General features: G+C 59.5%; 19 protein-coding genes. 11 read left to right on the top strand and 8 right to left on the bottom strand.

What is annotated here, in order from left to right; translation table 11 throughout:
* Positions 1–42 precede the first annotated feature (42 nt).
* Entirely contained in the window at positions 43–1104 is a 1062-nt protein-coding gene (locus ACWKWM_RS18615; protein ID WP_483847544.1) for an SDR family oxidoreductase, read from the bottom strand.
* A 110-nt stretch (positions 1105–1214) separates the two neighbouring features.
* Positions 1215–1697 (bottom strand): DUF2938 family protein, encoded by a 483-nt coding sequence (locus ACWKWM_RS18610; protein ID WP_483847543.1) that lies wholly within the window; start codon positions 1695–1697, stop codon positions 1215–1217.
* 214 nt (positions 1698–1911) lie between these two features.
* On the opposite strand from ACWKWM_RS18610, the gene greB reads away from it, so the two are divergent.
* Entirely contained in the window at positions 1912–2400 is a 489-nt protein-coding gene (gene greB, locus ACWKWM_RS18605) for a transcription elongation factor GreB (RefSeq protein WP_483847542.1), read from the top strand.
* Between the two features lie 459 nt (positions 2401–2859).
* On the opposite strand, the gene ACWKWM_RS18600 is transcribed toward greB, so the two are convergent.
* Together ACWKWM_RS18600 and ACWKWM_RS18595 are read right to left on the bottom strand one after the other, a co-directional pair.
* Positions 2860–5373, bottom strand: a complete 2514-nt coding sequence (locus ACWKWM_RS18600) for an ABC transporter permease (RefSeq protein WP_483847541.1) — start codon at positions 5371–5373, stop codon at positions 2860–2862.
* Positions 5373–6056 (bottom strand): ABC transporter ATP-binding protein, encoded by a 684-nt coding sequence (locus ACWKWM_RS18595; protein WP_483847540.1) that lies wholly within the window; start codon positions 6054–6056, stop codon positions 5373–5375. The genes ACWKWM_RS18600 and ACWKWM_RS18595 overlap by 1 nt, the downstream gene beginning before the upstream one ends.
* A gap of 10 nt (positions 6057–6066) precedes the next feature.
* On the opposite strand from ACWKWM_RS18595, the gene ACWKWM_RS18590 reads away from it, so the two are divergent.
* From ACWKWM_RS18590 to ACWKWM_RS18580, 3 genes are all read left to right on the top strand, one after another.
* A complete protein-coding gene (locus ACWKWM_RS18590) occupies positions 6067–6672 on the top strand; it encodes an arylesterase (protein ID WP_483847539.1) in 606 nt (201 codons plus the stop codon).
* A 66-nt stretch (positions 6673–6738) separates the two neighbouring features.
* The gene (locus ACWKWM_RS18585) at positions 6739–7032 is read left to right on the top strand and encodes a hypothetical protein (protein ID WP_483847538.1); all 294 of its coding nucleotides are present in this window, start codon (positions 6739–6741) and stop codon (positions 7030–7032) included.
* 186 nt (positions 7033–7218) lie between these two features.
* The gene (locus tag ACWKWM_RS18580) at positions 7219–8184 is read left to right on the top strand and encodes a L,D-transpeptidase family protein (RefSeq protein ID WP_483847537.1); all 966 of its coding nucleotides are present in this window, start codon (positions 7219–7221) and stop codon (positions 8182–8184) included.
* A 164-nt stretch (positions 8185–8348) separates the two neighbouring features.
* Here the strand turns inward: ACWKWM_RS18580 and oprI are convergent, their stop codons facing one another.
* Positions 8349–8600 carry an outer membrane lipoprotei OprI gene (gene oprI / locus ACWKWM_RS18575; protein ID WP_003199355.1) on the bottom strand — a complete coding sequence of 84 codons (252 nt, stop codon included), beginning with the start codon at positions 8598–8600 and terminating at the stop codon, positions 8349–8351.
* Positions 8601–9258: 658 nt separating this feature from the next.
* On the opposite strand from oprI, the gene ACWKWM_RS18570 reads away from it, so the two are divergent.
* On the top strand, positions 9259–9540 hold the full coding sequence (locus ACWKWM_RS18570; RefSeq protein ID WP_483847536.1) for a GNAT family N-acetyltransferase: 282 nt from the start codon (positions 9259–9261) through the stop codon (positions 9538–9540).
* A gap of 76 nt (positions 9541–9616) precedes the next feature.
* Here the strand turns inward: ACWKWM_RS18570 and ACWKWM_RS18565 are convergent, their stop codons facing one another.
* Positions 9617–10690 (bottom strand): 3-deoxy-7-phosphoheptulonate synthase, encoded by a 1074-nt coding sequence (locus tag ACWKWM_RS18565; protein ID WP_483836815.1) that lies wholly within the window; start codon positions 10688–10690, stop codon positions 9617–9619.
* Positions 10691–10958: 268 nt separating this feature from the next.
* Here ACWKWM_RS18565 and ACWKWM_RS18560 point away from each other — a divergent pair, with 268 nt between their 5' ends.
* The 5 genes from ACWKWM_RS18560 to cysB all read left to right on the top strand — a co-directional run bounded on the left by ACWKWM_RS18560 (position 10959) and on the right by cysB (position 15107).
* Positions 10959–11294 carry a thioredoxin gene (locus tag ACWKWM_RS18560; protein ID WP_483847535.1) on the top strand — a complete coding sequence of 112 codons (336 nt, stop codon included), beginning with the start codon at positions 10959–10961 and terminating at the stop codon, positions 11292–11294.
* A gap of 46 nt (positions 11295–11340) precedes the next feature.
* The gene (locus ACWKWM_RS18555) at positions 11341–12297 is read left to right on the top strand and encodes a putative 2-dehydropantoate 2-reductase (RefSeq protein ID WP_483847534.1); all 957 of its coding nucleotides are present in this window, start codon (positions 11341–11343) and stop codon (positions 12295–12297) included.
* A gap of 144 nt (positions 12298–12441) precedes the next feature.
* Entirely contained in the window at positions 12442–13362 is a 921-nt protein-coding gene (locus tag ACWKWM_RS18550; RefSeq protein WP_483847533.1) for a 5'-nucleotidase, read from the top strand.
* Positions 13363–13500: 138 nt separating this feature from the next.
* On the top strand, positions 13501–13995 hold the full coding sequence (locus ACWKWM_RS18545) for a universal stress protein (RefSeq protein WP_483847532.1): 495 nt from the start codon (positions 13501–13503) through the stop codon (positions 13993–13995).
* Positions 13996–14132: 137 nt separating this feature from the next.
* Positions 14133–15107, top strand: a complete 975-nt coding sequence (gene cysB, locus ACWKWM_RS18540; RefSeq protein WP_483847531.1) for an HTH-type transcriptional regulator CysB — start codon at positions 14133–14135, stop codon at positions 15105–15107.
* A 100-nt stretch (positions 15108–15207) separates the two neighbouring features.
* On the opposite strand, the gene ACWKWM_RS18535 is transcribed toward cysB, so the two are convergent.
* Positions 15208–15942: a phosphoadenylyl-sulfate reductase gene (locus ACWKWM_RS18535; protein WP_483847530.1), complete on the bottom strand. Its 735-nt coding sequence runs from the start codon at positions 15940–15942 to the stop codon at positions 15208–15210.
* 153 nt (positions 15943–16095) lie between these two features.
* Between ACWKWM_RS18535 and thrH the strand changes: the two genes are divergently transcribed.
* Complete coding sequence (thrH, locus tag ACWKWM_RS18530; RefSeq protein ID WP_483847529.1) at positions 16096–16713, top strand: bifunctional phosphoserine phosphatase/homoserine phosphotransferase ThrH; 618 nt, start codon at positions 16096–16098, stop codon at positions 16711–16713.
* An 89-nt stretch (positions 16714–16802) separates the two neighbouring features.
* On the opposite strand, the gene pabB is transcribed toward thrH, so the two are convergent.
* Positions 16803–18155: an aminodeoxychorismate synthase component I gene (gene pabB, locus ACWKWM_RS18525; protein ID WP_483847528.1), complete on the bottom strand. Its 1353-nt coding sequence runs from the start codon at positions 18153–18155 to the stop codon at positions 16803–16805.
* Between the last annotated feature and the right edge of the window lie 237 nt (positions 18156–18392).

Raw genomic sequence — 18392 nt, 5'->3', positions numbered from 1 at the left:
AGCAGCCTTCGCGGACAGGTCCGCCCCCACGTTAATTTTTGATCAGGGAATCAATCGCTCCTCGCGCAGTTGATCGAACACATCGAAGAACGCCTGATCACTGGCTTTGAACCCGGTAAAGCCCAGCGCGCGGCTTTTCGACATATCGGTGACGACTTCAATCGGGCGGCCCAGGTCAGCATCGGTGTGCCACGGCGAAACCAGACGGCTGATGTCCGACTCTTTCAGGCCGTGCTCGGCCACGATCTGGTTCCAGGCAGCCTGGTCGTCGGCCATCTGGGTTTCCAGCGGCGAGAGCTTCTCCGGGTAGGCCGCAGGGTGCAGGCCGAAATACTCGGCGATCTGGCCCCACATCCAGCTCCAGCGAAACACGTCGCCGTTGGTGATGTTGAATGCCTGATTGGCTGCCGCCGGGGTGGTCGCTGCCCACAGCTGTTGCGCGGCCAGTTGGCGCGCGTCGGTCATGTCGGTGAGGCTGTCCCACTGAACCCGTGAGCCAGGGAACACGAATGGCCGGCCAGTGGCTTTGCAGATCGAGGCGTAGACGGCGAGGGTGGTCGCCATGTTCATCGCGTTGCCGACCGCGACACCGGTCACCGTGTGCGGGCGGTGCACGCTCCAGGTGAATCCGTCTTTTTCAGCTGCGGCGAACACCTCGTCTTCCTGGGCGTAATAGAAGTTCTCGATGTCCAGACGGCCCTGAGATTCGCGGAAAGGCGTCTGAGGCAGACTGCCTTTGCCATAGGATTCAAAGGGACCTAGGTAGTGTTTCAGGCCAGTCACCAGCGCCACATGCTGAACACTGCCCGCCGCACGCAAGGCGTCGAGGACATTGCGCACCATGGCGGCGTTGACCCGAATGTTCTCGGCCTCAGTGGCCTGTCGCGACCAGGTGGTGATGAACACGTGAGTCGGTTTCACATCCGCCAGCGCCTTGCTCAGCGATGCGGGGTCCTGCAGATCGGCGGCCACCGGGATCACGCCGGGCACTTGTGACGGCTGGCGTGAAAGCGCGGCGACCTGCCACTGGTTCTCGAGCAATAGTTGGGTGATAGCGCTGCCGACGATGCCGCTGGCGCCGACGACCAAAGCGGTCTGGGTCATGGGGTTCTCCTGAGAATAAAGATGAGCGATGACCCGAAGCAATTTCTGTCCGGATGAGGTTGTCAGAGCCTGCGCGAGCGTCAGAGGTTCAACCGGATGCGGATATCGCCTCAGCCGACCAGCAGCGCCGTGAGGTACATCCCGATGGCAAACACCACATGGCCAATAACGTTCTGCAACCGTGCAACCGGAGGGTTCGGTGCCTTGTTGCACGCCATGCCCACGCCCATGCCCGGCTGCAAAATGAACCATCCCGCGCCTACTGTGACCAGCCCTACCACCAGGGCTGGCAGAAAGGTCGGGCTGTGCGCCCATTGCACACCCCAGACGATCAACACGACAGCCGCAAAAACGACGCCGACCGCGTAATGCATTGCCCAGCCGATGGTCAGCTCATTGTCGACAGGCGCTGCGTTGGCGATCCCTTCACGTCGCACGAATCGTCCTTGGGGCAAGCCGGCGAACCAGCGTCCGACCAAATGCCAGGGCGGTGTCGGCAGGCCAAGAGTGGCTTTGAGCAACAGCGCCCACAGGTCCAGCAAAGCGGTGCCGCCGATGCCGATGAGTATCGACAGGTAGATGAATTCGAACATCACGATCCTTGGCTTTATCGAGGGAGGAGGTGGTAGCTGGCTGGCGCACAGGCAGCCTTTCGGGTTCACCGGTCCGCTCGGGATCAGTTTGCCGATCAGCACGTTGTAACTGGCGCGCGGGGCAAAGGGAAGTCAGAGGCGCAAATACTTCAAGCCATGGGTTACGCTACGCGCCGACAAGAACAGGCCGGTCAGGGTTGGGAGAAGGATTGACGTGAACACCAAAATCATCACCCGCGAGGGCCATGCAGCGCTCAAGCAGGAGCTCGACCACCTCTGGCGTGTTTACCGGCCGGAGATCACGCAAAAAGTCGCGTGGGCGGCTTCGCTCGGTGATCGCAGCGAGAACGCCGATTACCAGTACAACAAAAAACTGCTGCGCGAGATCGACCGGCGAGTGCGTTATCTGCGCAAGCGGCTGGAAGATATGCGGGTGGTGGATTACTCCGCCGAGCAGGAAGGGCGTGTGTACTTCGGCGCCTGGGTCGAAATTGAAAACGAAGCGGGGGAGTGCAAGACCTTTCGGGTGGTGGGCTACGACGAGATTTATGGACGCATGGACTACATTTCCATCGACTCACCCATGGCCCGGGCGCTTCTGAAAAAAGAAGTCGGCGATGAATTCGTCGTGCAGATCCCCACCGGGGAAGCGTTGTGGTGGATAAACGAGATCCGGTATCCGAAGCAGTCCGAATCTTCCTGACCTGAAACAGATCCCGTGGGAGCGAACCTGTTCGCGAAGAGGCCGGTACGTGCGACACACATGTTGCGCCAGATGAATCGCCTTCGCGGACAGGTCCGCTCCCACAATGAGACCTGCAGTGTTGTTAAATCCAGGCATGACGCTCCTACAGTGGATCTATAGCGTCGCTGGCCTCTGATTCAACACAAACCCTGTTGGAGCGAGGCTTGCCCGCGAAGCCAGCGCCTCGGTTTACCTGACACTGCACAAAGCCAGCGCCTCGTTTTCACCTGACACTTAGCGTCGTCAGCTTCGCGGGCAAGCCTCGCTCCAACAGGTTCGAACTTGCGGACTGACACAGACCCGGTGGGAGCGAACCTGTTCGCGAAGAGGTCGGTGCATTCGATGCATCATCGGCGTCCGGCAAACAGCCTTCGCGGGCAAGCGCGCTCCTACAATTAAGTGCGCAGCAATGTCCTGTCACCCTTCGCGCAACACCGCCAGCGGGCTCGCATTCAACGCTCGTCGGGTGCCGAACACGCCCGCGCCGCCCACCAGCAACGCGCCGATCACCGGCAGTAACAGCAGCCACACGTGCGGCGCCCATTGCAGATTGAAGGCGTAGCGGTAAAGCGCAAAACTCACCAGCTCACAACCCAGCGCCGCCAACACCCCGCTGACTGCGCCCAACAGGCCGAACTCGATGCGTCGCGCTTTGGTCAGCAACGCGCGGTTGGCGCCCAATGCCCTGAGCAGCGCTCCCTGCCGAATCCGTTCATCCAGCGTCGCCTGCAATCCGGAAAACAGCACCGCCATGCCCGCCGCCAGTACGAACAACAGCACGAACTGCACCGCCAGCGTCACCTGATCGAGGATGCTGCGCAATTGCTCCAGCAGCGCCTCGACTTGCAGGATGGTCACCGCCGGGAAGGCCCGGGACAGCTCGACGATCTGCTTGTCGTTGCCCGGCGCCAGATAAAAGCTGGTGAGGTAAGTGGCGGGCACATCCTTGAGCGTCCCCGGCTGGAAGATCATGAAGAAGTTCGGCTGGAAGGTGTCCCAATTGATGTCGCGCAGACTGGTGACTTTCACTTCTTTGGTCAGTCCGCCGATCACGAAACTCAAGGTGTCGCCCAGCTTCATGTCCAGACTCTTCGCCAGTTTTGTTTCCACCGAAACACCGGGGACCGTATCGGCGGCAGGCGGCTGATCACTGGTCCACCACTGGCCTTCGGTGATGGTGTTGCCCTCCGGCATCGTGGCGGCCCACGTCAGATTCAGGTCCCGTTGAGTCGCGTTTTCGCCGCGCGAATCCTTGGTGACGAACTTGTTCACCGGTTCGCCATTGATGCTCATCAAGCGCCCTGGAATCATCGGGTACAGCGGCGCACTGTGAGTCGACAGCTGACCGATGCGCTCAGCAAAATGGTCCTTGTCGTTGGGCAAAATGTTCAGCGCGAAATAATTGGGCGCGTCTTTAGGCAACTGGTTTTGCCAGGTGTCCAGCAGTTCGCCACGCAGCAGCGCGATCAGCCCCATCGACAGCAGAATCAAACCGAAGGCCAGGGATTGCCCGGCCGCTGCCAGCGGATGACGCAACAGCTGACCCAAACCCAAGCGCCACGGCAGCGACGCATTGGCCAGCAATCGGCGCAGGCTTTTAAGGGTCAGCAGCAACACGCCGCCCAACACCAGCGCCGCGATCAAGCCACCGCCCAGCAGGGCGAAGGTCAGCACCAGATCCAGGCTCAAACGCCACATGATCAAACCCAAGGCAAACAAGGCGGCGCCGTAAACCAGCCAGGTGCTCGCCGGAATCGGCAGCATGTCGCGGCGCAATACGCGCAGCGGCGGCACGCGGCCCAGTGCAGCCAACGGCGGTAAAGCGAAACCGGCGAGCGCTACGAGGCCCGTACCGATGCCCGCCAACGCTGGCAGCAAGCCACCCGGTGGCACCGCTGCCGGCAAGAGGTTTTCCAGCAGGTAAAACAGACCCAGTTGCGCGAGCCAGCCGATGAAAGCGCCCGTCAGGCTCGCCGCCACGCCGAGCATCGCCAATTGCAGACTGAACAACACCAGCGCTTCATTGCGCGACAAACCCAGGCAGCGCAAAAGCGCGCTGGCATCGAAGCGGCGTACGGCAAAGCGTGATGCTGAAAGCGCCACGGCCACACCGGCCAGCAACACCGCCACCAGGCTCGCCATGTTCAGGTAGCGCTCAGCTTTGCCCAGCGCGCCGCCGATCTGTTGATTGCCGTCACGGGCGTCGTCGATTTTCTGATTCGGTGCCAGGCCCGGTTCGATGGCCTTGCGATACGCCGCGAGCGCTTCTGGCGTGCCGCGCCACATCTCGCGGTAGCTCACGCGACTGCCCGGCTGCACCATATTGGTGGCCGCAAGGTCGGCGAGGTTGATCATCACCCGTGGCGTCAGGCTGTAGAAATTGCCGGCGCGATCAGGCTCGTAAGTCAGCACGCGGCTGAGCGTGAGGGTTTTCGAGCCGACGTCGATGCTGTCGCCGACCTTGATGTTCAGCGCTACCAACACCCGCGCTTCAGCCCAGGCTTCACCGGGCTGCGGCTCGCCGCCCGTGGTTTCGGTCTCATAGGGCGCGGGAGCGCTTTTCAGTTCGCCGCGCAGGGGATAGGCCGCGTCTACCGCCTTGACGCTCGCCAGTTGGATGCCTGCGTCGGTGGCCACAACGCTGGAAAAGATCACCGTTTGTGAGTGGTCCAGTTTCAGAGCGGTGCCCGCATCGATCTGTTCAGCACTGGCCGGGCTGGAACCGCCCAGCACCAGATCGGCACCCAGAAACTCAGTGGCCCGCAGGGTCATGGCGCTGTTGAGTCGCGACCCGAAATAACCAATCGCGGTGCTGGCCGCCACCGCCACCACCAACGCGAAAAACAGCACCCGCAGCTCGCCAGCACGAAAGTCGCGCATCAGTTGGCGGCTGGCAAGGTTGAGCAGACGTTGAAACGGCAGACGTGCCATCAAGGCTCCAGAGGGGCGACCAGACGGCCACCTTCAAGACGGATCAGGCGCCGGCAGCGATGGGCCAGGCGTTCGTCGTGCGTGACCAGCACCAGCGTCGTGTTGCGCTCTTTGTTCAGATCAAACAGCAGATCGCTGATGCGCTCGCCAGTATGGCTGTCCAGGTTGCCGGTGGGCTCGTCAGCGAACAGCACGCTGGGGTCGGCGGCGAAGGCGCGGGCAATCGCGACGCGCTGTTGCTCACCACCGGACAACTGACGCGGTGTGTGGGTCAGGCGTTGGCCCAGGCCGACACGTTCCAGCAATCCGCGGGCCTGTTCGCGGGCGTCCTTGCGACCTTCGAGCTCCATGGGCAGCATGACGTTTTCAAGCGCGTTCAAACTGTCCAGCAGCTGGAACGATTGAAAGACGAAGCCTACGTGTTCGGCGCGAATCCGCGCGCGCTGGTCCTCATCGAGGTCACTGAGGTTGCGACCAGCCAGCGTGACTGAGCCAGCGCTGGGCAGATCAAGACCTGCAAGCAGGCCCAGGAGGGTGGATTTGCCCGAACCCGATGCGCCGACGATGGCCAGCGTGTCGCCCTTGTTTAGTTCCAGGGAGAGTTCGTGCAGGATGGTCAGGTCACCTTCGGTGCTGGGGACCACTTTGCTGAGGTTCTGCGCACTGAGAATACTTTCGCTCATGGAGAATCCGATGCGTGCGTGGTTTTTAAGTGCTGGCCTGGGTTTGTTGCTGTTGTCTCAAGGGGCTGCGGCGGGCACGGTGCTGATCGTTGGCGATAGTATCAGCGCGGCTTTCGGCCTGGATACCCGGTTGGGGTGGGTCAGCTTGCTGGAGCAACGTTTGGCGAAGGAAGGTTACAAGGACAAAGTGATCAATGCCTCGGTCAGCGGCGACACCAGTGCCGGTGGCCAGGCGCGGCTGCCAGCGCTGCTTGCAGAGCACAAGCCGGATTTGGTCGTGCTGGAATTGGGCGGCAACGACGGCCTGCGCGGCCAGCCTCCGGCGCAATTGCAACAGAACCTTTCAGCGATGATCGACAGTTCCCGAGCCGCCGGTGCAAAAGTCCTACTGCTGGGGATGCAGATTCCTCCCAACTACGGTCCGCGATATACCACGGCCTTCAAGGAGGTTTACAGCAATCTGGCCACCGATAAAAAGGTCGCGCTGGTGCCGTTCATGCTCGAAGGGGTAGGGGGTGTTCCGGAGTTTACCCAGGCCGATGGTTTGCATCCTGCGGCCAATGCTCAGGGCAGATTGCTGGAAAACGTCTGGCCGAGCCTGAAACCGCTACTTTAAAGGGCTGCAGGGCTTTTCTGGGCAGGGGCTTTGGGCTAAGGTGGCGCCCCCGCTTTGGAGCCCCCCATGCCGCGCCGTCCTTCCTGGTCCCTTTTTGCTTATCAACTGATCGAGCCTGATGAGCAGCTCGACCTCTTTGCATGCCAGGAAATCCGCGTGCATCTGGTCGCGCGTCAGCTGGAACTGGCCGGTTCCGCGGACCGTACGCTGTGCGGGTCACTGTTGCCGGCGCAGCCGCGGTGGTCGGCGGTCCAACAGGGGATTTACCAGGACGAAAGACTGTGCCCGCTGTGCCGGGCGATCATCGATGCACAGCGCCGGGGCTGGGCGCCGATCTGGCCGGAGCTTGAAGACGCGTGATGAGGCGCGAATGCACTTGAAGCCTCTGTAGGAGCGAACTTGTTCGCGAAGAGGTCCCGACATTCAATGCATTCTTCTGCGCCTGTAACCGAGCCTTCGCGAACAAGTTCGCTCCTACAGAAGCCTGGCGTGCGTGTACAATCGCATTTTTCCGTTTCCCGCCCCGTTTACCCAAGGATTCTCCGGATGTTGTCGCGCATTCCAGCCTTTGCTCGCTGTCTGTCGCTCGCTGCACTGTGTGCGGCTGGCCCTGTTTCCGCTCTGGAGTTTCCGTTGCCGCCGCCCGGCGAGGACATCATTGGCCAGGTCCAGACCATCACCGCCAAGTACGAAGACACCTTCGCCGACCTGGGTACTCAGTACGATCTAGGCTATCTGGAAATGATTGCGGCCAACCCTGGTGTCGATGCCTGGTTGCCGGGTGCTGGCAAGCAGATCGTCTTGCCGACCCGTTTCATCCTGCCACCGGGTCCGCGTGAAGGCATCGTCATCAACCTGGCTGAATACCGTTTGTACTACTACCCCAAAGGCCGGAACGTGGTGTACACCTTCCCGCTGGGCATCGGTCGCGAGGGCTGGGGTTCGCCGATCTCAACCACCAAGGTCACGGCCAAGACGCCGAACCCGACCTGGACCCCTCCAGCCTCGGTCAAGGCCGAACACGCTGCCGATGGCGACATCCTGCCGAACGTTGTGCCGGCCGGCCCTGACAACCCGTTGGGCCCCTTCAAGTTCGGCCTGGGTCTACCGGGCTACCTGATTCACGGCTCGAACAAAAAGTTCGGCATCGGCATGCGCACCAGCCACGGCTGCTTCCGCATGTACAACAACAACGTGCTGGAAATGGCCGACATGGTGCCGGTGGGTACAACCGTGCGGATCATGAGTGAGCCGTACAAGTTTGGCGTCAGCGGCGGGAAGGTGTATCTCGAAGCGCACACGCCTCTGGACGAGAGCGGTAATCCGTCGGTGGTCGACAAGCACACGGCAGTGATCAATGCCCTGCTCAAGCGCGAAGACCTGGCCAACAAGGTGCTGATCAATTGGAATGAAGTACGGGATGTGGTCGCTGCCGAAGACGGCATGCCGGTAGAGATTGCGGTGCCGACGACAACACCCGTGGTGCCCAGTGCGCCGGTCGTGCTGCAATAGTCGATTTGCAGTGACACGAGCTGGACGCCGATGCCCGTCCGCAAGGCCTTATAAAGGGGCTGAGCGGACGGGTTTTTTATTGCCTGGATAACGCCTCGTGAGCGCCCGGCAACAAAAAAGCCGATCCGAAACCGGATCGGCTTATCAATAATCCCGAGGGACTATTACTTGCGGCTTGCCTTATCCAACATACGCAGAGCGCGTTCGTTGGCTTCGTCAGCAGTTTGCTGAGCTTTTTGAGCAGCAGCCAGAGCTTCGTCAGCTTTGCGATAAGCTTCATCGGCACGGGCTTGCGAACGAGCTGCTGCATCTTCAGTTGCAGTCAGACGAGCTTCGGTTTCTTTGGATGCGCTGCTGCAACCGGTGGCCAGAACTGCGGCCAGAGCCAGAGCAGAGAATTTCAGAACGTTGTTCATCGTGTTCCCCTTAAAGGACTTCTATCAAATTAGTCATCTCTCGGAAGTGAGAAAATGACCGGCGTACATACTACCCATTGTTTGTAGTAAGTAAACGGACGAAGCGCAAGATGTGAACAAAATTCTTTGCTTTGAAAGTGTTCCGTTCAACTTCTCACGCCCTTTGTACGAAAAAAGCCCGCACTGACGGGCCATCTGCACGACAGTCCATTGATATTAGGCGACGACTCAACGGTCTGCCTATTATCGATAAGTCAATTGCCTACGCGTTGAGAAGTGCGTCGCATGTATGTGCTGTTCGCCAGTGCTGTATATCCCATTTATGTGTCTTATGTGCATCCACAAGACTTGGCGCGAATCTGACTGTGTCAATGGACATTACTGGTGTTGTCAGGTTCCACTCTTAACACGCTCAGATGTTCGGCGATGCATTTACCGATGATTCACTTGAGCACATTCGGCAATGGCGCCTACTATTTGCTGGTGCTCATTTGTTGAGAACAGCAATGCTCTCTCGGTGTCCAAATCTGGCACAAGGTGGCGTAGCAGGCTGCGTGAAAACTACCTGAATCGGTTTTTGCGCTGCTTGAAGAGGTTCCTTCGCCGGGGAAACATCGGTAAGGTAGGGGTCAAAATCCAAGACCCGCGAGGAGTAATGATGAGCGAGGCGCTGTCGATCCACCATGACAAGACCGGTCACCAGTTTGAAATAAACATCGACGGTCACCGTGCCTATTTGACGTACATGGACCTGGGCAAGGAAACCCTGGACATCTACCGCACGTTTGTCCCCAACGCACTTCGGGGACGAGGCATTGCAGCGGCATTGACCGAGGTTGCACTCGATTATGCCGATAGCATGGGTTACACCGTCATTCCATCGTGCTCGTATGTCGAGCGCTACATGGAGCGTAATCAGCGTCAAGCTGCGAAGATCTGAACCGCCGCACCGTTTCACCAGCGCCATAAAAAAACGCCGAGCATTTGCTCGGCGTTGTTGGTTTTGCGTGATGCGATCAGCGCTTGCGGTTGGGCAACACGCCCTTGAGTTTGGCGTGCATGCTGCGCAAGGTTTTCTCGGTGCTTTCCCAGTCGATGCAGGCATCGGTGATGGAAACGCCGTACTTCAAGTCCGCCAGATCCTTGGGAATCGACTGCGCGCCCCAGTTCAAATGGCTTTCGACCATCAGGCCAATGATCGATTCATTGCCTTCCAGGATCTGGTTGGCAACGTTCTCCATCACCAGCGGTTGCAGAGCCGGGTCCTTGTTGGAGTTTGCGTGGCTGGCATCGACCATGATGTTGGGCTTGATGTTCGCCTTGTTCAACGCCTGTTCGCACAGGGCGACGCTGACCGAATCATAGTTGGGCTTGCCGTTGCCACCGCGCAGCACCACGTGACCATAGGCGTTGCCTTTAGTGGTGACGATGGACACGCCGCCTTCCTGGTTGATACCCAGGAAACGGTGAGGGCTGGAAACGGACTGCAGCGCGTTGATCGCCACGGTCAGGCCGCCGTCGGTGCCATTCTTGAAGCCCACGGCCGAGGACAGGCCCGAAGCCATTTCCCGGTGGGTCTGGGATTCAGTGGTACGCGCGCCGATGGCCGACCAGCTGATCAAGTCCTGCAGATACTGCGGGGAAATCGGGTCCAGTGCTTCGGTGGCGGTAGGCAGACCTTTTTCGGCCAGCTCCAGCAGCAATTGCCGACCGATGTGCAGACCGTCCTGAATCTTGAAGGAGTCATCCAGGTACGGATCGTTGATCAGGCCTTTCCAGCCCACCGTGGTCCGGGGTTTCTCAAAGTAGACGCGCATCACCAGATACAGCGTGTCGGACACTTCGGCGGCCAGCGCTTTCAGGCGGTCGGCGTATTCGTGGGCGGCCTTGAGGTCATGGATCGAGCAAGGCCCGATCACGATGAACAGGCGGTGATCCTTGCCATCGAGAATGTTGCGAATCACTTCGCGACCCTGGCTCACGGTCTGCTGGGCAGCAGCGGTAAGGGGGATTTCGCGCTTGAGCTGATCCGGAGTGATCAGTGTCTCGTTGGAAGCTACGTTGAGGTCGTCAATCGGTAAATCAGCCATCGTGTTACTCATCAGGTCACGGATGCTGGCCGCCAACGTCCCCGTGCGGCGGAGCCGAGCATGATTGAGCGCAGCGGGGGAGCGGAACCTTAGCGCGTTACCCTGCCTTTGGACAATGGGCAAACAGCGCTTTCGTCCAGCGACAGCGGCTCGATACGACGTACTGCGGACAAAAAATCGGGACCTGCTAAGCCTTTGCCCGGCAGAATTTGTAAACTGGCTGCGCGCCAGGCCTATAGTGTGCAGCCATCGTTTGGGGGGGAACCACGTGGATCAACTGCAATTGACGGATTTCGACGTGGACCAGCAGTTGCTGTCGCTGGGCGGCACGTCGTTACTGATATTCACCAGCCTTGGTTGTTCAAGCTGTCGTTGGGCACGCGACCATCTGCCGCAGCAGTCGCTGCCGGTTGATCGCCTCTGCTGGATCGATGCCGAGGAAAATGGCGGCGCAGTGCAGCGCTACGGTGTGTTCCATCTGCCGGCGCTGTTCGTGATCCGCGACGGCGAGTTCTTCGGACCGCTGCGCAGCAAACTGCTTGTACATGACCTCAGCCAAGGGCTTGATCGGGCTCTGATTCTCAGCCCCGACGAGTTGCCTTGAGCCAACGAAACGCTCTGACCCGATAAATGCTTCATATGGGACCCACATGACCAAAGACACCTCGAAACCGCGTATCGGCATCATTGGCACCGGCGCCATTGGCGGCTTTTATGGCCTGATGCTGGCGCGCGCCGGCTACGACGTACACTTTTTACTGCGCAGCGAATTCAGCGCGGTGTCGGAAAACGGCTTGCGCCTGGACAGCAAGGTCCACGGCCTGCTGACGCTGGACAATGTTCAGGCGTATTCCTCGGCCGCCGACATGCCGCCGTGTGAATGGTTGCTGGTGGGCGCCAAGACCACCAGCAACGCCGACCTTGCCCCGGCCATCTCGCAGGCGGCCGCGCCTAACGCCAAGGTGCTGTTGTTACAGAACGGTCTGGATGTCGAAGAGGCGCTGCGTCCTTTATTGCCGGACTCGCTGCACCTGTTGGGCGGCTTATGTTTCATCTGCGTACACCGCACCGGTCCTGGGCAGATCGCTCATGAGGCCTTCGGTGCGGTCAATCTGGGTTATCACAGCGGCCCCGGCTACGGAAATAATCTGCGTCAGTCGATCCTCGAACACGGCGCTGACCTGTTCCGTGCGGCCGGGATCGAAGCCACGGCGATGGAAAACCTGGAGCAGGCGCGCTGGCAGAAGCTGGTGTGGAATATCCCGTACAACGGCCTCTCGGTATTGCTGGGTGTGGGCACGAGCGGATTGATGGCCGATGCCGACAGCGCCGAGCTGATCCACGAGGTGATGAACGAAGTGGTCGAAGGCGCCGCGGCATGTGGGTTTGACCTGCCGGCAGGCTATGCCGAGCGCCTGTTCAACGTCACGCGGCAAATGCCCGATTACCGGCCAAGCATGTTCCATGACTTTATCGAGAAACGGCCGCTGGAGCTTGAGGCGATTTACGCCAAGCCCCTGGCCGCCGCGTTGGCAGAAGGGTATGACATGCCCAAGATCCGCGCGCTGCACCATGCGTTGTCTTTTATGGATCGGCGCAATCGGTAATTCTGAGTATTCCCGATATCTGTAGGAGCGAATTTATTCGCGAAGTGATGTGCCGGGCGCCGCAAATAGGTCGGATGCACCGCCATCTCGCGAATGAATTCGCTCCTACAGAACAGTGTGATGCATTCAACGATGGGAGCACCGATGTCCAACGAGCTAGTGACAAAAGCCCCGAGCAACAAACTGGTGCTGGCGATTTCCTCGCGGGCGCTGTTCGACCTGCGCGATAGCCACCAGATTTACATGGCCGAAGGCGTTGCGGCTTATCGCCAATACCAGATCGACCATGAAGACGAAGTCCTTGAGCAGGGCGACGCTTTTCAGCTGGTACAGAAGCTGTTGAGCCTCAACACCAGCCTGAGCAAAGCCCGGGTCGAAGTGGTGCTGGTTTCGCGCAACAGTGCCGACACGGGCCTGCGGGTGTTCAATTCGATTCAGCATTACGGGCTGGATATCTCTCGTGCTGCCTTCGTCGGCGGGCGCAGTCCGTTTCCTTATCTGGCGGCGTTCGGCAGCCATCTGTTTCTCTCAACCCACGCTGAAGACGTGCGCAGCGCGCTGGACGCCGGTTTCGCCGCCGCGACCATCCTCTCAGGCGGCGCCCGACGTGCCGCCAGCGCTGAACTGCGCATCGCCTTCGACGGCGACGCTGTGCTGTTCTCCGATGAGTCCGAGCGGGTTTATCAATCAGGCGGTCTGGAAGCGTTTCAGGCCAGTGAGCGCGAAGCCGCCCGACGCCCCCTGAGTGGCGGGCCGTTCAAGCCGTTTCTGGAAGCGCTGAATCTGTTGCAGCGTGAGTTTCCCGAAGAGACCTGCCCGATTCGTACCGCACTGGTGACCGCCCGTTCGGCGCCGGCCCATGAACGCGTGATCCGCACGCTGCGGGAGTGGGATATTCGTCTGGACGAGTCGCTATTCCTCGGAGGCCTGGAAAAATCAGCTTTTCTGGAAGCCTTCGCCGCTGATGTGTTCTTCGATGACCAACCCGGCCACTGTGAGAAAGCCCGTGATGTGGTCGCCACCGGGCATGTTCCCCACGGCATCAGCAACGAACTAAAACCGTGAGCCGTTAGACCTTAATGTTGTATCGGACCGGCCGGTTTGCGATAGCGCTGCTAAGCTGAAATCCAGATCTGAGCAAATGGCCGCAGGCTGATCGTCGTCCAGTGTCTGCGTTGCCGTTCCTGGCTGTCCGGAGGTCCCATGATTCGTTCGATGCTGTATGCCACGGACCTTGGTCTGTACGCGCCTTATGTTTTGCAGCATGCGTTGGCGCTGGCTCGAACATTCAAAGCCGAGCTGTACGTGATTCATGTGGTCGAGCCGATGGGATTGTTCGCCGAGTCGGTGTTGCAGAGCTATCTGGGGGAGGATGTGCTCAAAACGCTGCACAGTGAAGGCGTCAACAACGTCATAGAAAGCATTGAGTCGCGCGTGCTGGACGGCTTTCGCGAAGAACTGGGGGAGGGCAACAGAGATCTGGAATTGATTCGCACGGTGCGGGTGGTTCAGGGCGATCCCTCCAACGTGATCCTTGATCAGGCGCAAAAGCTGGCGGTCGATCTGGTGGTCGTCGGCAGCCACAGCCATGGTACCCAGGGCGACACACCGATAGGTCGTACTGCGGCGCGGGTTTTGCAACTCTGCGAAGTGCCGGTTTACATGGTGCCGATGATTCAGACCCGGTCCGGCGTTTAAACGCGCGCAAAAGGTTAAATCCAGCGTGCCATTGCTGCTTAAAAGTGATAAAAAGTTCTAGCTGCGCTCTCCTGACCAATACTCCAGTTATATACCGTCGTGATGCCCGTGGCGTCTGCCGGCCTTGAGGGATACATATGAAGCTTCAACAATTGCGCTACATCTGGGAAGTGGCGCACCACGACCTCAACGTTTCGGCCACGGCACAGAGCCTTTACACCTCTCAGCCGGGCATCAGCAAGCAGATCCGTTTGCTGGAAGACGAGCTGGGCGTCGAGGTTTTCGCGCGTAGCGGCAAGCACCTGACCCGGGTGACGCCAGCGGGGGAGCGCATCATTACTACCGCAGGGGAAATCCTGCGCAAAGTCGAAAGCATCAAGCAAATTGCCCAGGAATTCTCCAACGAGAAAAAGGGCACCCTCTCGATTGCCACCACTCACACTCAGGCGCGTTATGCCCTGCCGCCGGTGATCAGCAACTTCATCAAGCAATACCCGGACGTGGCGCTGCACATGCATCAGGGCTCGCCGATGCAGATTGCCGAAATGGCAGCAGACGGCACCGTGGATTTCGCCATCGCCACTGAAGCGCTGGAGCTGTTCGGCGATCTGGTGATGATGCCGTGCTACACCTGGAACCGCTGCGTGGTCGTGCCCCAAGGCCATCCGCTGACCAAAGTGCCGAAGCTGACCCTGGAAATTCTCGCCGAATACCCGATCGTCACGTACGTGTTCGGATTTACTGGCCGTTCGAAACTCGACGAAGCGTTCAGCCATCGCGGTCTGACGCCAAAAGTAGTGTTCACGGCAGCTGACGCCGACGTCATCAAAACTTACGTACGCCTGGGGCTGGGCGTGGGCATCGTGGCCAAGATGGCGGTGGACCCGAAATTGGACAGCGACCTGGTGGTGCTCGATGCCAGCCAATTGTTCGAAGCCAGCGTGACCAAGATTGGTTTCCGTCGCGGGACCTTCCTGCGCGGTTTCATGTGCGATTTCATCGAGAAATTCGCCCCGCACCTGACACGCGATGTAATGGCCAAAGCCATCGCCTGCCACAACAAGCAAGAGCTCGAAGAGCTGTTTGCCGGGGTGCAGCTGCCAGAGCATTGATTAAAGCGATCTCCTGTAGGAGCGAACTTTTCGCGAGGCGGCGTGACTGACTCGCCGCTGAATCGCTTCGCCAACAAGTTGGCTCCTACAGGGACGGTGTTTATGCCTTCCCGATCAAATTCCCGGCATGCAGCCCACACTCTTTCTGTGTGGCTTCTTCCCACCACCAACGGCCTTCGCGTTCGTGCTGGTTGGGCAGGACGGGGCGGGTGCAGGGTTCGCAGCCGATGCTGATGAAGCCGCGCTCGTGCAACGGGTTGAACGGCAGTTCCAGCATGCGGATGTAATTCCACACGTCGCTGCTGGTCATCTGCGCCAGCGGGTTGAATTTGTACAGCGGGCGTTCCGGGGTCGAGAACGCACCGTCGATTTCGACCACCGCCACACTGTTACGGGTGCTCGGGCTCTGATCCCGGCGCTGGCCTGTAGCCCAGGCGGTCACGGCACTGAGTTTGCGCCGCAGCGGTTCGATCTTGCGCACGCCGCAGCACTCGCCATGGCCATCCTTGTAAAAACTGAACAGACCTTTCTCTTTGACCAACGGCTCAAGTGCACGCTGGTCTGGGGAGACGATCTCGATCTGGATCTTGTACTGCTCGCGTACCTGCTCGATGAAGCGGTAGGTCTCGGGATGCAAACGACCGGTGTCCAGACTGAACACCTTCACGTTCTTGTTGATCTTCCAGGCCATGTCCACCAGCACGACATCTTCCGCGCCGCTGAAGGAAATCCACAGCTCGTCACCGAAGTGCTGGAAGGCAAATTTGAGGATGTCCTGAGCGGACTTGTTGGCGTAAGTCGCGGCGATTTCAGCGACGTCGAAGGGTTGGCTCATCAGGCGGCTTCCTAATATGAAGTGGCGCTTAAGCGCTCGTAATGGCGGCGATGGTAACAAAATCCTTCGCTGGTTTGCCCATAACCTGTGTTTACGCAGGCCTCAGCCAATGGTTAGAGTGGCGCTTCATCAATGAGCATCAAGGAGTGTGCTGTGGAAATTGCCTGTCTGGACCTGGAAGGTGTGCTGGTCCCGGAAATCTGGATCGCGTTTGCGGACAAAACCGGTATCGAGTCGTTGCGCGCGACCACCCGGGACATTCCCGATTACGACGTGCTGATGCAGCAGCGCCTGCGCATCCTCGATGAGCATAGGCTCAAGCTGTCGGACATTCAGGAAGTGATCAGCACGTTGAAGCCGCTGGACGGCGCGATTGAGTTCGTCGATTGGCTACGGGAGCGGTTTCAGGTGGTGATTCTGTCGGACACGTTCTACGAGTTTTCCCAGCCGTTGATGCGTCAGTTGGGTTTCCCGACATTGCTATGCCACCGCCTGATCACCGACGACAACGATCGCGTCGTCAGCTATCAGTTGCGCCAGAAAGACCCCAAGCGTCAGTCGGTGCTGGCGTTCAAGAGTCTGTACTACCGAGTGATTGCCGCAGGCGATTCGTACAACGACACGACCATGTTGGGCGAGGCGGACGCGGGCATTCTGTTTCATGCGCCGGACAACGTGATCCGCGAGTTCCCGCAGTTCCCGGCGGTGCATACGTTCGAGGAGTTGAAGCAGGAGTTCATCAAAGCGTCGAATCGGGCGTTGAGTTTGTAGCTGCCTGCGTTCCCTCTGTGGGAGCGAACTTGTTCGCGAAGCGGCGTATTTGGTACACCCTGTCAGTCGCATCGCCAACAAGTTGGCTCCTACAGGATTTTGAGAGTCTCCAGCGTCTCCAACAACACCCGCACCTTTGTAAACGTCTCTTGATATTCGGACTCACAATCCGAGTCCGCAACGATCCCGCCGCCACCCCAGCACGACATCTGTCCATCTTTGGCCAGCAAGCTGCGAATGGTGATGGAGCTGTCCATTTCTCCTCTCACGTCCAGGTACATCAATGAGCCGCAATACAGCGCGCGTCGCGTCGGCTCCAGTTCGTCGATGATCTGCATCGCCCGGATCTTCGGTGCGCCGGTGATCGAGCCACCGGGGAAGCTGCCGCCAAGCAAGTCCAGCGCATCGTTTTCAGCGGCCAGTTCGCCTGTCACGCTGCTGACCAGATGGTGCACGTTCGGGTAGGTCTCCAGACTGAACAACTCCGGCACCTTGACCGAGCCGGTTCGGCAAGTGCGGCCCAGGTCGTTGCGCAACAGGTCGACGATCATCAGGTTTTCCGCACGGTCCTTTTCACTGGCGAGCAGTTCGGCGGCGAACGCTGCGTCCTCCTCAACCGTTTTGCCCCGTGGCCGTGTGCCTTTGATGGGGCGTGTTTCCACCTGACGCTGGCTGACTTCGACGAAGCGCTCGGGGGACAGGCTCAGAATCGCGTCCCCCTCGGGCAGTGCCATATAACCGGAAAACGGTGTGGGGCAGGCGATTCTCAAAGCGCAATATGCGGTCCACGGATCGCCCGTGTAAGGGGCGCGAAAACGTTGCGTGAGGTTGACCTGATAGCAATCACCGGCGTGGATGTACGCCTGAATGCGTTCGAATGACTGTCGGTATTGCGCGGCAGTGAGGTCGGGCCTGAAGCTGCCGTCGAGCGCAAAAGGTAGCGCTTGGGTTGACGTCGGTTGCTCGAACAGATCGATCAAACGGCGGCGTTCGTCTTGAGCGACGCTGGGGTGAAACACCAATTGACTGGTCTGCTGTTGGTGATCGCTGAGCACGGCCCAGGCATAAAGGCCAAGGTGCGCAGAGGCAAGGTGCAGATCATCAATGGCCTGCGCGGGCAAGGGCTCAAGCAAACGGCCAAAGTCATAAGCCAGATAACCCATCAAGCCACCCGCGAAAGGCAGTGGGCAGAGGTCTGGCAACTGCGCTTCGCCCAGACCCTTCAGGCTGTCACGCAGGCGCTGCAGAAATGTCAGCCCCGGCTCATTTGCCTGAGGGGAAAACTGCTCCAGCGGCCAGGCGCTGAGCATGTCGAAGCGCCCGCGATCGGCCTCGGGCCTGCCGCTGTCCAGCAGTACCGCACCGGGCGCATGGCGCACGACCGCAAAATAGACGGCAGGATTGGCGTGATAAGGCAGTGGATGTACGGAGCAGGTTGGCATGCGAAGACAGTCATGGAGCGCGAGGAGGGCGATTGTAGTCTTCTGGCCTTTGCCGGTCGAGCGCGTGACCTGTAGGAGCCAACTTGTTGGCGAGGCGGCTGGTGCGGTGTGTCAGGTACATCGCCTCCCTGTAGGAGCAAACTTGTTGGCGAGGCGGCTGGTGCGGTGTGTCAGGTACACCGCCTCCCTGTAGGAGCCAACTTGTTGGCGAGGCGGCTGGTGCGGTGTGTCAGGTAC

The sequence above is a fragment of the Pseudomonas rosaeacicularis genome, from assembly GCF_057128745.1.
This window is presented reverse-complemented; position numbering and strand designations above follow the sequence as displayed.

Excerpts from the sequence above, each read along its gene's own strand:
- ACWKWM_RS18610 (WP_483847543.1), bottom strand. The coding sequence starts at position 1,697 with ATGTTCGAATTCATCTACCTGTCGATACTCATCGGCATCGGCGGCACC.
- pabB (WP_483847528.1), bottom strand. The coding sequence starts at position 18,155 with ATGCCAACCTGCTCCGTACATCCACTGCCTTATCACGCCAATCCTGCC.
- ACWKWM_RS18590 (WP_483847539.1), top strand. The coding sequence starts at position 6,067 with ATGCGTGCGTGGTTTTTAAGTGCTGGCCTGGGTTTGTTGCTGTTGTCT.
- ACWKWM_RS18585 (WP_483847538.1), top strand. The coding sequence starts at position 6,739 with ATGCCGCGCCGTCCTTCCTGGTCCCTTTTTGCTTATCAACTGATCGAG.
- ACWKWM_RS18555 (WP_483847534.1), top strand. The coding sequence starts at position 11,341 with ATGACCAAAGACACCTCGAAACCGCGTATCGGCATCATTGGCACCGGC.
- ACWKWM_RS18535 (WP_483847530.1), bottom strand. The coding sequence starts at position 15,942 with ATGAGCCAACCCTTCGACGTCGCTGAAATCGCCGCGACTTACGCCAAC.
- ACWKWM_RS18550 (WP_483847533.1), top strand. The coding sequence starts at position 12,442 with ATGTCCAACGAGCTAGTGACAAAAGCCCCGAGCAACAAACTGGTGCTG.
- ACWKWM_RS18570 (WP_483847536.1), top strand. The coding sequence starts at position 9,259 with ATGAGCGAGGCGCTGTCGATCCACCATGACAAGACCGGTCACCAGTTT.
- oprI (WP_003199355.1), bottom strand. The coding sequence starts at position 8,600 with ATGAACAACGTTCTGAAATTCTCTGCTCTGGCTCTGGCCGCAGTTCTG.
- cysB (WP_483847531.1), top strand. The coding sequence starts at position 14,133 with ATGAAGCTTCAACAATTGCGCTACATCTGGGAAGTGGCGCACCACGAC.
- ACWKWM_RS18615 (WP_483847544.1), bottom strand. The coding sequence starts at position 1,104 with ATGACCCAGACCGCTTTGGTCGTCGGCGCCAGCGGCATCGTCGGCAGC.
- ACWKWM_RS18580 (WP_483847537.1), top strand. The coding sequence starts at position 7,219 with ATGTTGTCGCGCATTCCAGCCTTTGCTCGCTGTCTGTCGCTCGCTGCA.
- ACWKWM_RS18595 (WP_483847540.1), bottom strand. The coding sequence starts at position 6,056 with ATGAGCGAAAGTATTCTCAGTGCGCAGAACCTCAGCAAAGTGGTCCCC.
- ACWKWM_RS18565 (WP_483836815.1), bottom strand. The coding sequence starts at position 10,690 with ATGGCTGATTTACCGATTGACGACCTCAACGTAGCTTCCAACGAGACA.
- ACWKWM_RS18545 (WP_483847532.1), top strand. The coding sequence starts at position 13,501 with ATGATTCGTTCGATGCTGTATGCCACGGACCTTGGTCTGTACGCGCCT.
- ACWKWM_RS18600 (WP_483847541.1), bottom strand. The coding sequence starts at position 5,373 with ATGGCACGTCTGCCGTTTCAACGTCTGCTCAACCTTGCCAGCCGCCAA.